The 13,432-nt window shown below is 40.8% G+C and carries 9 protein-coding genes and 1 riboswitch; all 9 genes read left to right on the forward strand.

Translation table 11 applies throughout. From position 1 onward, the window contains the following. Positions 1–158: 158 nt before the first annotated feature. The 9 genes from MHI46_RS02420 (at position 159) to MHI46_RS02460 (ending at position 13,429) form a co-directional block, all read left to right on the forward strand. The gene (locus tag MHI46_RS02420; protein ID WP_260775309.1) at positions 159–1,241 is read left to right on the forward strand and encodes a glycosyl hydrolase family 8; all 1,083 of its coding nucleotides are present in this window, start codon (positions 159–161) and stop codon (positions 1,239–1,241) included. Then, positions 1,222–2,073, forward strand: coding sequence for a GGDEF domain-containing protein (locus tag MHI46_RS02425; protein ID WP_151284018.1), 852 nt, complete (start codon positions 1,222–1,224; stop codon positions 2,071–2,073). Before MHI46_RS02420 ends, MHI46_RS02425 begins: the two co-directional genes overlap by 20 nt. Beyond that, entirely contained in the window at positions 2,063–3,775 is a 1,713-nt protein-coding gene (locus MHI46_RS02430) for a DUF2334 domain-containing protein (protein WP_064498697.1), read from the forward strand. The genes MHI46_RS02425 and MHI46_RS02430 overlap by 11 nt, the downstream gene beginning before the upstream one ends. Beyond that, on the forward strand, positions 3,768–5,036 hold the full coding sequence (locus MHI46_RS02435) for a glycosyltransferase (RefSeq protein WP_260775312.1): 1,269 nt from the start codon (positions 3,768–3,770) through the stop codon (positions 5,034–5,036). Before MHI46_RS02430 ends, MHI46_RS02435 begins: the two co-directional genes overlap by 8 nt. 4 nt (positions 5,037–5,040) lie before the next feature. Beyond that, positions 5,041–7,131 carry a cellulose biosynthesis cyclic di-GMP-binding regulatory protein BcsB gene (locus tag MHI46_RS02440; RefSeq protein WP_260775313.1) on the forward strand — a complete coding sequence of 697 codons (2,091 nt, stop codon included), beginning with the start codon at positions 5,041–5,043 and terminating at the stop codon, positions 7,129–7,131. A gap of 66 nt (positions 7,132–7,197) precedes the next feature. Beyond that, positions 7,198–7,342: riboswitch (cyclic di-AMP (ydaO/yuaA leader) on the forward strand. A gap of 112 nt (positions 7,343–7,454) precedes the next feature. Continuing rightward, positions 7,455–9,281: an APC family permease gene (locus MHI46_RS02445; RefSeq protein WP_039176669.1), complete on the forward strand. Its 1,827-nt coding sequence runs from the start codon at positions 7,455–7,457 to the stop codon at positions 9,279–9,281. A 67-nt stretch (positions 9,282–9,348) separates the two neighbouring features. Further along, positions 9,349–11,070: a pyruvate oxidase gene (locus MHI46_RS02450; protein ID WP_144491742.1), complete on the forward strand. Its 1,722-nt coding sequence runs from the start codon at positions 9,349–9,351 to the stop codon at positions 11,068–11,070. 177 nt (positions 11,071–11,247) lie between these two features. Then, positions 11,248–12,993 (forward strand): T7SS effector LXG polymorphic toxin, encoded by a 1,746-nt coding sequence (locus tag MHI46_RS02455; protein ID WP_260776069.1) that lies wholly within the window; start codon positions 11,248–11,250, stop codon positions 12,991–12,993. Then, complete coding sequence (locus MHI46_RS02460; RefSeq protein ID WP_041089172.1) at positions 12,983–13,429, forward strand: MORN repeat protein; 447 nt, start codon at positions 12,983–12,985, stop codon at positions 13,427–13,429. Before MHI46_RS02455 ends, MHI46_RS02460 begins: the two co-directional genes overlap by 11 nt. Positions 13,430–13,432: the final 3 nt, after the last annotated feature.

Consider the following 13,432-nt stretch of genomic DNA (forward strand, 5'->3'; position numbering starts at 1 on the left):
GTGTAATCAAGTATATCGGCATATGGTTTTTCTGAAAATGGGAATATGTATGCAAAAAGACTCGTAATTTGGTATAAAATATTTATTTAAATTTTAACAAAAACACTCTATAATAAATCGTTAGATGCTAAGAGAACGGGAGTTGAAAGGGGACACGAATGGTTACAGCCATACATCGCACGGCTATTGTTTTACTCATTGTTTTTTTATTAGGCGGATGTACCTGGGAACAGCAGAAGGAATCAGCTGATCCAGTATCTCCACAGCCTGTATTGCCTGGAGAATATTTTATCACTCATCACCTCATGACAGATCAAGGCATGATTCGCACTTCATTAGCAGAGGAGCACATCTACTTATCTGAATCGCTTGGACTTTGGATGGATTATCTTGTTCGAAAAAAAGACCAAAATTCTTTTGACCAACAATTTGGTGTCCTGCAAGATCAATTTTTATTAGAAGATCACCTTCTCAGCTGGCAAATCGAATCTGATCAAAAAAGTAAGGCCAATGCTCTAGTTGATGACTTACGGGTAGTGGCGGCACTTCAAAAGGCAGATCGTTTATGGAAGAATGCAGCATATCAAACCACAGCAAAAGAAATCGCACAAGCGTTAAAAGACAAGAATATGTATAGAGGCATCTTGTCCGATTATTATGATGCATCAACAAACCGAACTTCACACACAATCACACTCTCATATTTAGACCCAAAAGCAATCAAAGAATTGGAATCCCTCAAAATATTCACGAAACAAATGACGAGTAACCAATTGACCATTCTAAAACAAGCACCGAGAAAAAAAGGATTCTTTCCTAAATCCTATGACATAAAGAAAAAAGCCTATTCATTTGATCAAGAAATCAATATGATTGATCAGCTCTATACGGCTCTACATGCTGATCGTGCAAAGGTGAGTACGTCCGCGATCATGAAATGGCTAAAAACGACTTTTAAGAAAGAAGGAAAACTGTACGGTAGATATAAACTTAGCACATTGCAGCCATCAGTGACGTATGAATCGCCTTCTGTATATGCATTGGTCATCTTGTATGCTCTTAAACGAAACGAACCGGAATTCGCAAAAGAGGTTTATGACCGCATGAAAGAATTACAAATTCAAGATCCTCTCAAGGATTATTATGGAGGATACATGAACGAAAAAGACACACACTCATTTGACAACTTATTGCCTCTCATTGCAGAAAGGGAGCTTTTTAATGAATCGGTTATTCAGTAATACGTATCGTTTATATTATTCTCTGCTCCTCACGTTTGCAGGTCTTATTTTGTTTATGAGCTACCTTGGCTTGCATGATGCAGAGAGCTTTTTGATGATCACACTGACTTTTGTCGTGTTAGGATGCGGGATTTTATTTGGCATCTTACCAGCATTAATTTTTACCTTGCTGATGTTGTTCTTTATAGGAAGTGCTATGTTCTTTACAGAGCTTGGCCACACAAATCCTTTCTTTTCCAATCGAACATTGCAGGATGTGGTGGTTTGGGGCGTAGCCCTTCTCTTTTTCGCGATTTCAGCAGGAAGCTTGCATGAGCGGATCAAGACGATGCGTCACACCATTGAACAACAAAAGCAGGCGATGAAACAATTTGTGGCGATTGACTCGACAACTGGATTTGACAATGCAGATCGGATGAAGCTGGAATTATCCGAGGAAATGAAACGGGCAGAACGTTACAAACAGCCATTCGTTTTTATCCTTCTTCATATCCATTATGCAGCGGAATTCAAATCGTTATATGGAGAAAAAGAAATGCAGCACCTATTTCAGCAATTAAGTATCAAGATTCGCGAAAGTGTCAGAGAAACGGATAAGAAATTTCGATTATCCGAAGAACGAATAGGCTTGCTGCTTACTCACACACCAGAAGAGAATGTCTCTGTCGTCCTTGAGAAGCTAAAAGATAAATTGCAAAAGCATGTGCTGTTAAACGGTCGTGAAGTCACCCTGACTTTTCATGTCTGTCATTTAACAAGCAGTTCGGATTATCGTACGCCAGAGCAATTTTTAGAAGAACTAGAAAAAGAGATGATGATGAATGAACTTTAATTCTTTGATGAAATGCTGTTTGCTGCTTGCTCTTTTTTTGATTCTTTCTTTTAAATACATGGCTTCAGCCGACGCACTTGCCAAGCCAGATACCCTGATCGTTTATTCGACAGAATCGGGGGAAGCGACACCAGCAGTGCATATGCTGGATCTACTCGCCGGACATTTTTCCAAACAGCTGACGATTGTATCTGATGAACATTTGGCTGAAAAGAAGATCAGTGAATTTCAGCAAGTCATCTACCTAGGGGAAATAAAGAGAACCTTACCGAAGCAGACCGTTCGTATGATGAATGAAGCACAGAAGGTAATAGCCATTGGATACAATGCGGAACAGCTTCGCCCATTCTCCAATCTTACTTTTCACAAACAAGATCACACGAGTCAAATCAAATATACAGATGATCAATCTTACCGTCAGCTAGAGAAAAGTATCAGTGCGTTAACGGTTCAAGGGGCCGACTTGCAAAGTGAATTTTTATTGAAGAAGCATGAAGCTGATCTTCCATTTGTGATCCAAACAAAGGAAGGTGCCGACTATATTGGAATTTTAAATGTCGTGCAGCAGAACGAGCTGCTTGCAGAAGTGCTGGAAAAACGCCTGTCTTCTTCTCATCAGCTGACCACAAAGTACTTAAGGTTTGGGAACATCAGTCCTGTCTCTGACGAGAAGAAGCTGCTTGAGCTTGGACAATACGTATCCACTCGGCATATTCCGTTTCTGATAGCGGTAACCCCTGTATGGGTGGATCGAACAACAGGTGATGAAGTGACACTGAGTGACCGTCCGCAGCTCGTAAAAGTGTTAAAACAATTGCAAAGCAATGGAGCCAGCATCATTCTTCATGGATTTAGCCGTACGTACCGAACGGAGGATTCTGGTCAGGACTTTGAGTTCTGGGATGCAAAGAATGATCAGTCCATTACATCAAATGACCCAAAAAAAGCCGAGAAGAAGCAAAGTGAAAGCCATTTTTCGAATGAAAAAGACTTCCATGCTTATACGAGATCGAATCAGCAGCAAGAAATCATCTATACAGAAGAAAAAATCACAAAGGGCATTGACCTTCTTGCGCAGCAAGGTCTATATCCACTGGCATTCGAAGTACCGCGTGATGCCATATCCCAACAAGGCTACGAAGTGATATCTAGGCATATGTCCAGTCTGTTTGGACAGGTACAGTTGTCGGATCATACGTGGAAAACAGCCGGTGCTCCGCCGCTGGTGACGAAGCCCGCTATGCTTCACGGCATGACCTTATATCCTCAGCAATCAGTAGAGCCAGCATCTGACCAAGAAGGTTCAAATATTTTAACAGAGCAAAAGATTCAATCCATCCAGCATCTTCAATCAGCCGCAATCGGGCTGTCCTATGATGTGGAATCAGGAATAGATGGACTGCAAAATCTGATGACGCAGATGGATGCAATTCCTTCTAGTGAATGGCTGGATTTAAAGAAAACAAAACAGACGGTCCAAACATCACATGTGCAGATCAAAACATCAGGGAATGGACATATTCAAGTAGAACAATCCAATAGAGCAGAAACCAAAACAGTCAAACGAAGCGGCATGGAAAATATGCTGCGAATTCTCACAGTCGTGGTGATGCTGTTTATTGCGGCATTTGCTTTTTACACATTGTATTTAAGACTGACAATGAAAAAACGAATTTTTAAGGAGAGAAAATTAGGTGGCTGATGTCTTATTTTATCTTTCATTAATATTGATTTGGATCATGCTCCTATACCACATGTTTCTCATGCAGGGCGGCTTTCAGCACTACCTGACATACGAAAAAGTGCTGCCTGAATGGACGAAACAGGGGAAAGAGCTGCCGTCCGTCAGCATTCTAATTCCTGCTCATAATGAAGAAGTTGTCATCCGACAAACGCTAAAAGCAATGGTCCAGCTATCCTACCCTAAACATCTCCTTGAAATCATTGTGATTAATGACAATTCCTCTGATGGCACAGGGGACATCGTGAGGTCATTCAGTGAGCAATATGATCATGTCCATATGATTGAAACAAAGCCGCCATTTGCCGGAAAGGGAAAATCCACTGCATTGAATGAAGGCTTAAAGGCTTCAACAGGAGAAGTCATCTGCGTATACGATGCAGATAACATGCCTGAACAAAAGGCTGTCTATCACTTGGTTCTTGGTTTATTGAACGACCCAAAGGCAGGCGCTGTTGTCGGGAAATTCAGGGTCATCAATGCAGCCAAAAATCTCCTGACCAAATTTATTAATATTGAGACCATCTGCTTCCAATGGATGGCGCAGGGCGGAAGATGGAAGTGGTTTGGCATTGCGACAATACCAGGCACCAACTTCGCCATCCGCCGGCACATTTTAGAAGAACTTGGCGGCTGGGATGTTCATGCGCTGGCTGAGGACACCGAATTAACGATTCGTGTCTATAACCTTGGCTATGTCATTCGATTTTTCCCGGCAGCGATCACTTGGGAACAAGAGCCTGAGACGTGGAAAGTCTGGTGGCGGCAAAGAACACGCTGGGCACGAGGCAATCAATATGTTGTACTCAAATTTTTAAAGCAGTTTATGAAGCTGAAACGAAAACGAATGATTTTCGATTTGTTTTATTTCTTCTTTACGTATTTCTTATTTTTCTTCGGTGTCCTGCTCTCAAATGGGATCTTTATCGTGAACCTATTTGTTGACCTTCACTTATCTGTAGGAGCTGTTGCACTGATCCTGTGGGGATTGGCCTTCTTCCTCTTTCTAACAGAAGTGATGATTACATTAAGCATTGAGAAAACAGAGCTCACCAAACAAAATATACTCATTGTGGCGCTCATGTACTTCACTTATTCTCAAGTATGGATTGCGCTAGTCGTGTACTCTTTATTTGTAGAGACAAAGAGCCGTTTATTCAAACAAGAAGTAAAATGGTACAAAACCGAGCGTTACGATCAACAACAAAAGAAAAGCGGGTGACAAATTGAAATCGGTAAAATGGATGATTTTTATATTGGTGATATCCCTTGCCATTCAGCCTTTTTTCATGGCGGGGCAAGCACTGGCGCAATCAAATCGAGTACAAGTGAAAGATGACTGGATTCGCTCATCAAAAGGAAGTCAAACAGAAACGCAAGCATTATCAGAAGATGTAGTGACCTTGTATGGACAAGAAGACCGCACTGAATTTTCCTATCAAATAGAGAAAGAAAAAGTAGAGTCTAGCACCCTTACATTGAATATAGAGGCATCACCATTACTCATTTCGCCATCATCGTTCACAGTCATGATTGATGGAGAGATTGAAAAGACCATTCCCGTATCAGGGAAAAACCAAAAGAAATCGATTCAAATCAAATTGAACAAATCGCAATTGAAAAAAGGTTTTCATCGGATTCAGCTCGCATTTTATGGCGTGTTAAAAGAAGGTGTGTGTATCAACCAAGAGACACCTGCCAATTGGCTGAAAGTATATCCTGAAAGTGAGCTGGATTTCAAAGGAACTCAAACGACAGACGTGACGTTAGACAGCTTCCCTTCACCTTTCATTCAAACAGGTGATCAGAAAGAACAAACAGATATTGTGATTCCAAATTCACCGGAAGCAGCTGAATTAGAAGCGGCTGTGAAAGTATACCGTACGTTGAAAAACAAAGACCGCCAAGCAGACCTCAAAATCGTCCAAGAAAAGGACCTCAAGCAAATCGCGCATCCAACGATTGCTGTTGGAGCGAAAGGAAATTGGGAGGGACGAGTGAAATCGATCGAGCAAGCTGCGAAAATGAAAACAGCAAGCAACCAGCTCACGTTAGCAGTGAGAACACTGACAGGGAAGAAAAAAGAACAGCCCATTTTATTTGTCACTGCTGAACAGCCGAAGACAATTGCTGAAAAAATCAATGTCCTGACTCAACCAGAACTGACCGATCAGCTCACTGGGACAGATTTGCTGCTTCAAAAGGTTACTGCTAAAGCATCAAAACCATCTCATCAAATTCGTTTAAAAGATTTTGGTGGTGATGATGTAACGGTTGGAACCAAAAAGACGGCATCGGATCATTACTATTATCCGAAAGCATTGATCGCTAATCAAAAATCTGGTGCAAAGTTAAATCTATCATTTAAAAAAACTGATACAGCGAACAAAGCGGAACGCTTAACAGTCATGATTAATAATGAACCACACGATGTACCGTTAACAAAACTAGGAAACAAAGATGAGAATGGATTCTATCATGTGTCAATTCCAGTAGATTCACAAGTGCTCCAAAAGAATGAATATATTGATTTGCAATTTGTCACTACAGGCTTTAAAAACATGGAGTCCTGCAGACATACGGATGAAGAAAGCTGGATTTACATTGATAAGAATAGCTCTCTTCAAATACCAGAAGGGACAGCTAGTGATACACCGGATTTAGCTGCATGGCCGCTTCCTTTCACATCAAAAACGCAGCAAGGAAAAACATTAATCATCATGCCAAATCAAATCAAGCAAGAAACGATCAATCAAATGGCGATGCTGACAGAATCATTTAGTCAGCCGGAAACTGCTCAATATCAATTGATCAAAGCATCAAATGTGACAAATGATCAATTGAAAAATCACTCTCTTATTTTCATCGGTGGCATTCAAACGTTCTCTCTTTTAAAAGAAAAGGCAGACGATCTCATCGTTCCTGTGACAAAGGATCAGTATGATGTATCCTCCTTTGGCATGATCAACGAAACGACTGCTCGTATTGTATGGGCGCAGCCATCTGTATGGAATAAAGAGCAAACAATGACCGTCTTTTCAGGAATGAAAGCAGCTGACGCTGATCTTTCACATGAAGTGCTTCATTTCCTGCAAACAAATACGGAAACGGCAACAGTTGCCATCGAGAGCAAAAACAAAGACATGTTCTCTAATCATCAAACGGTCAGCAGCACAACAAATGATCTCAAAAAAGGTGAAAAGCAAGGCGTCGGTGATTCTTGGATTTATTTTGCATGTATCGCTGTGCTAATTATTTTTGTGGTCGGAATGATTATTTATTTCGTACGAAAAAACCGCAAAAAGACTGATAGATAAACGATCAAAAGACCTTGAAAAAATGTCTTTACTTTGGTGTCAAACGGGAGTATGATCTCTTTTATAAAAGACCAATCGCTGAATCATTTCGATGAGCGGGGGAACCATTAGTGGTGCAGGACACCACGTGGGGTGAATCCTTTTTAGGTAGGGCAAAGTCTCATGCGCCCGAATCCGTCAGCTAACCTCGTAAGCGTTAAAGAGAGCAAAGACCAACCTGTGATCTAAACAATAGACGCAGGGGCATTCTATTGCCTCTGTGTCTTTTTGGCGATCCATCTTTTGTAACTTAAATCGTTTGACACTAAAGGAGCGGGCATCACATGTACAGTTTGATGAAGCGTATTTTAATTGGGAAACCATTAAAATCACAGGCAGCAGGAGAACAAAAACTATCAAAAATCAAAGCGTTGGCATTATTGTCATCAGACGCATTGTCATCTGTTGCATACGGTACAGAACAAATCTTGATTGTTCTTTCAGTCGTTAGTGCAGCAGCATTTTGGTACTCACTCCCGATTGCAGGTTGTGTATTAATTCTTTTAATGGCGTTAATTCTATCTTACCGCCAGATTATTTATGCTTATCCAGAAGGCGGGGGGGCCTATGTCGTCTCTAGCCGAAACTTAGGTGAAAAGCCAGGACTGATCGCTGGCGGATCATTGCTTGTAGATTATATTTTGACTGTAGCAGTGAGCATATCAGCGGGTACCGATGCCATCACATCAGCTTTTCCGGCACTATATCCATATCATGTGCTGATTTCAATTGTATTGGTCATCTTGATTATGGTGCTCAACCTTCGTGGATTGACAGAATCAGCATCTATTTTGGCTTATCCCGTATACTTGTTTGTCATATCACTCCTTATATTAATTGGAGTCGGGGGCTTTAAATTATTAACAGGAGGCGTTCCTCCAGCACCTGAGCATACTGCAATAGGTACACACGTACCTGGCATTACATTATTTCTTTTATTAAAAGCATTTTCGTCTGGCTGTTCTGCACTGACTGGAGTAGAAGCCATTTCAAATACCATTCCATCCTTTAAAAAACCAGCTGCACAAAATGCAGCGAGAACATTATTGATGATGGGTGGCTTACTAGCTGTATTATTTGTTGGCGTGACATTGCTTGCGTTTGGTTTTGGCATCTCACCAAAGCCAGAAGAAACAGTTGTATCACAAATTGCATCAGATACATTTGGACGTACATTTTTCTATTATGTCATTCAGGCTGTCACAGCTTTAATCTTGATATTAGCGGCAAACACCGGCTTCTCCGCCTTTCCTTTATTGGCGGTCAACTTAGCAAAGGATAAATATATGCCGCGCATGTTTACAGTAAGAGGGGATCGTCTCGGTTACTCTAATGGCATTATCTTTTTAGGTGTAGCTTCCATGCTGCTCATTTGGTTGTTTGATGGGAAAACGGAACACCTTATCCCGCTATATGCTGTCGGTGTATTTATTCCATTTACCTTGTCACAGACAGGTATGTGTGTGAAATGGATTCGTGAAAAACCGCAGGGCTGGAAAACGAAAATGCCTATTAATATAGTCGGAGCACTGATTTCCTTCACGGTTCTCATGATTCTTATTTTGACCAAGTTTCATCTTGTATGGCCAGTATTTGTTTTCATGCCAATTGTGCTATTCATCTTTCATTCCATTAAAAAGCATTACTTGTCTGTCGGAGAACAACTGCGTTTAATGAATGAAGCAGAGCCTGTTGAGATTAAAGGGAATGTGGTCATTGTGCCAATTGCCGGTGTAACACGTGTCGTTGAGCAATCTGTTCAATATGCAAAATCCTTATCAGAGCAAGTCATAGCAGTTCATGTATCCTTTGATAAAGAAAAAGATAAGAAAATTGAAGCAGATTGGGAAAAACTGAACAGCGGTGTGCGGCTTGTGATGCTGCATTCGTCTTATCGAAGCCTTATTCATCCGCTCGATAAATTCCTTGAAACGGTTGAGGCAAAAGCAAATGCGCATCAATATAAAGTGATGGTGCTCGTACCTCAATTTATCCCGAAAAAAAGATGGCACACGATCTTGCATAACCAATCTGCCTTTTTATTAAGATTCCGTCTGTTATGGAAGCGGGATATTGTGGTCGCCACCCTTCCATATCATTTTAAAAAGTAGCAGCAAGTTGAAACGTTTGATCAAAAGGGTGCGGTGGTATGGAGTAAGAAAAAAGGAGTTTTCTCACATGCCGCAAAGAACCGCAGGAAAAGAAGTAACAGCGCTACTGGAAGAGTGGGGCGTAAAACATATCTATGGAATGCCCGGCGACAGCATAAACGAATTAATTGAAGAGCTTAGGCATGAATCAAGCCAAATACAATTTATACAAACGAGACATGAAGAAGTGGCGGCACTTTCAGCGGCGGCTGATGCCAAACTAACAGGTAAGCTCGGTGTCTGCTTATCCATCGCTGGCCCGGGTGCTGTTCACTTATTAAATGGACTATACGATGCAAAAGCAGATGGCGCACCCGTTTTAGCAATTGCAGGGCAGGTTGCGTCAACGGAAGTAGGGAGAGACGCCTTTCAAGAAATCAAATTAGAGCGGATGTTTGACGACGTCGCTGTCTTTAATCAGCAGGTACAAACAGCAGAAGCTCTGCCAGATTTATTGAATCAAGCCATTAAAGCAGCTTATACTCACAAAGGTGTGGCAGTTCTCACCGTATCGGATGACTTATTTTCTCAAAAAATTAAGCGCAAGCCTGTTTATACATCTCCTCTTTATGTTGAGGGAGAAGTTCGGCCAAAGAAAGATCAACTGCTAAAGGCAGCACAGCTAATTAACAATGCGAAGAAGCCAGTCATATTAGCAGGTAAAGGATTACGAAATGCAAAAGAAGAGCTTCTTTCATTTGCAGAAAAGGCTGCTGCGCCTATTGTCATCACACTTCCTGCAAAAGGTGTTGTGCCAGACAGGCACCCATATTTTTTAGGAAACCTAGGTCAAATCGGAACGAAGCCAGCATATGAAGCGATGGAAGAGTGTGATCTCTTAATTATGCTTGGAACTTCCTTTCCATATAGAGACTACTTACCAGAGGACACACCTGCCATTCAACTGGATATTAAACCAGATCAAATCGGTAAAAGATATCCGGTAGACGTAGGAATCGTGAGTGACAGCAAGAGTGGTTTGCATGAACTGACCTCCTACATTGAATATAAAGAGCAGCGTGGTTTCCTTGAAGCTTGTACTGAGCATATGATGAAATGGCGAGAAGAAATGGATAAGGAAAAATCCGTTGCCACATCACCGCTTAAACCTCAGCAAGTCATTGCTAGATTAGAAGAAGCAGTAGAAGACGACGCCATTCTTTCTGTTGATGTAGGGAATGTGACCGTATGGATGGCACGCCATTTTGAAATGAAACAGCAGGATTTCATCATCTCCAGCTGGCTTGCCACAATGGGCTGTGGTTTGCCTGGTGCTATCTCTGCTAAGTTAAATGAACCGAATCGCCAAGCGATTGCTGTCTGTGGCGATGGTGGCTTCACAATGGTTATGCAAGACTTTGTGACAGCGGTCAAATATAAACTGCCAATCGTTGTGGTGATTTTAAACAACAACAATCTTGGAATGATTGAATATGAACAACAAGTAAAAGGAAACATCAATTATGGTATAGAGCTGGAAGATATTGATTTTGCTAAGTTTGCAGAAGCATGTGGCGGCAAAGGAATCTCCGTGTCATCACATGAAGAACTAGCTCCAGCCTTTGATACAGCTCTTCAATCAGATAAACCTGTCATTATTGATGTTGCTGTCACCAATGAACCGCCGTTACCTGGAAAAATTACGTACACACAAGCAGCCGGTTTTAGTAAGTACTTACTGAAAAAATTCTTTGAAAAAGGCGAGCTGGATATCCCTCCACTCAAGAAAAGTTTAAAACGCTTTTTCTAAACAAAATGTAGTCGGTCCTCTCAAAAGAGGACTGACTTTTTTGTGATGAAAGGAAAAACATTTCAATTATCACTTGTTTTATTTCCTAATTATTTTTGTAACTTAAAGCCTATTTTTCCAATTCGCTGAGAAAGGTAAAATAGACTTTATGATCAATAATGGAGGGAGTGACTTCTTCTGGGGAAGATACTTGATGCAAAAGCACTAACAAGTGCCATGGACACAAGAGCAAAACACTATCAGGAACTCCGTGAACAAATGGTAGATTTAAAAAAGGCATTACAAGGTGTTGCCAATCTTGGTGACGACTTCACTGGGAAAGGTGCCGATAACATTAAAAGCTTTTATAAAGAGCTCGCCGGAAATGTAGACATGTTTATCAGCTTCATTGATAAGCAAAAAGCCTTTCATGACGGTGTTTCTGGGACACTTGATGATACGAGCTTTGGCGGCGATACCTTTGTAGAAGAACACTTTTTAGACAACGCAGTACATATGGGCATCAAGAATGCCAAAAGCATTGTAAAGGATCAAAAAAAGGCACTCAAAACGATTTTTCAAGACATTGATGATCTCATTTCTCTAGAAGTATTTGATAGTCAAACCTTTGATGAAAAAATAGAAGATGCGGAAGATGAACGAAAAAAGACAGTCAAAGATTTAAGAGAGCTTGATCAAAATTTAAAAGATGAATATGCTTTGTCAGAGACAGAGCAGCAAGCTACAATGGCATTGTACGCTGAAATGATGAATGCGACAAATGATGGAAAAGCGATTTCGCCTATGAATTTTGATAAGAAAGCGTATCAAAATAGCGAAATCTACAAGGCAAAAAGCGATATTGAAAAGCAAACTTCTGAATATCTGAAAATCAAAAAAGAACAAGAAGAAGCCCGCGAGATTGCAAAAGAACAAGAAGCCCTCGCCAACCGTCCTTGGTATGAAAAAGCGCTCGATTACGGTGGAAATATCGTCAATGAACTGACCGGCGTGAACGATGCAAAACGTGCCGCAACAGGCGTTGATCCAATCACGGGCGAGGAACTCACCGCAGGCCAGCGAGTCGCCGCAGGCGGCATGGCAGCAGCAGGTTACATCCCAATCGTCGGCTGGGCAGGCCGCATTTTCAAAGGCGGAAAGGCTGTCTATAAAACCACCCAAGCCACATCAGCCGCAGTAAGAGCAGTCGACATTTACAAGACATCACAAAAATCCTTTGACGCCCTGAAAACATCTCAAAAAGGTTTATATGGCCTCACCGCCACCAACGGCTTCAGCGAAGCAATCACAGGCCGCGATATGTTTGGAAATAAGATCTCGAAAGAACAGCAGGAAGCAAGTATGAATGCGGCGCTAGGAATGCTTTTGCCGTTTGGGGCGAAAGGGTTTCATGGGAAGATGGGGGTTAAAGAGAACACGAAAAGTCGAATTGATTATTTGAGAAATAAATATGGAAAGATCGATTCAAAAGAATTAAATGAAAGAATTAATTTACGCGGAGAAACGGTGAAAGAACTAAATAAATTAAAAGAAACTGGCATTAGCAAGAAGAAAATGGGTCCTGCCTTTGCTGGAGTTTATGATAAGCAGACTGGAAAATATTCGTATGCAATAAATGATTATGATGGAAAGTTACCAGATTTCCATCCCTTAATAAATGCCAAATATGATAGAATGCCAAAAGAGGTTATAGATTCATACACATATACAAAAGGTGCGGGGTCACATGCAGAAGTGATCGCCTTGAATAAGGCCTTAAAGGCTAATCCAGGTGCTAGTTTGGATAATTTTATTTTGAATGTTGTTAGGACAGGTCAGAGTAGAGTGAAACCGGCTGGAATGATGTTTCCAAGGTGTCCTCATTGTGCTTATCTTACAGATGGATCTAAAATTATCACGGAGGTTCCTAAAAATGTTAAATGATATATTGCAAAAAGATTTTATTTTAGAGAATGGCACTGAGTTTGAAGAATGTTTAGAATATGGAGGCCCTTACGAACTAGCAATAGTGGAAATTACCGAGGATGGTAAAGAAGAGCTGTTTACGGGATTAGCATATGATATATATGAAAATGGGAATATTGAGAGTTATTTCTATGTTGAACAAGGAGTTAAACAAGGAAAGTATGTTGAATTCTATTCAAATGGAAATGTTAAGAAAATAGGTCATATGAGTAAAAATGCAGCCGACGGCTATCAAGTTGAGTTTTTTGAAAATGGAAATAAAAAGTATGAATCTGAATGTGTTGCTGGTCGAGAGATGACTTATATAAAGTATGATGAAAGTGGAAATATTGTAGAGAAAAAGGCAGAACCTAATGAATCCGATTTGAAATATGCCGAAAAATTCAACAGCTAATCG

Origin of the sequence: Bacillus sp. FSL K6-1000 (assembly GCF_038630785.1) — a bacterium.
Lineage (GTDB): Bacteria > Bacillota > Bacilli > Bacillales > Bacillaceae > Bacillus > Bacillus safensis.

Excerpts from the sequence above, each read along its gene's own strand:
- MHI46_RS02450 (WP_144491742.1), top strand. The coding sequence starts at position 9,349 with ATGCCGCAAAGAACCGCAGGAAAAGAAGTAACAGCGCTACTGGAAGAG.
- MHI46_RS02430 (WP_064498697.1), top strand. The coding sequence starts at position 2,063 with ATGAACTTTAATTCTTTGATGAAATGCTGTTTGCTGCTTGCTCTTTTT.
- MHI46_RS02425 (WP_151284018.1), top strand. The coding sequence starts at position 1,222 with ATGAATCGGTTATTCAGTAATACGTATCGTTTATATTATTCTCTGCTC.
- MHI46_RS02420 (WP_260775309.1), top strand. The coding sequence starts at position 159 with ATGGTTACAGCCATACATCGCACGGCTATTGTTTTACTCATTGTTTTT.
- MHI46_RS02445 (WP_039176669.1), top strand. The coding sequence starts at position 7,455 with ATGTACAGTTTGATGAAGCGTATTTTAATTGGGAAACCATTAAAATCA.
- MHI46_RS02460 (WP_041089172.1), top strand. The coding sequence starts at position 12,983 with ATGTTAAATGATATATTGCAAAAAGATTTTATTTTAGAGAATGGCACT.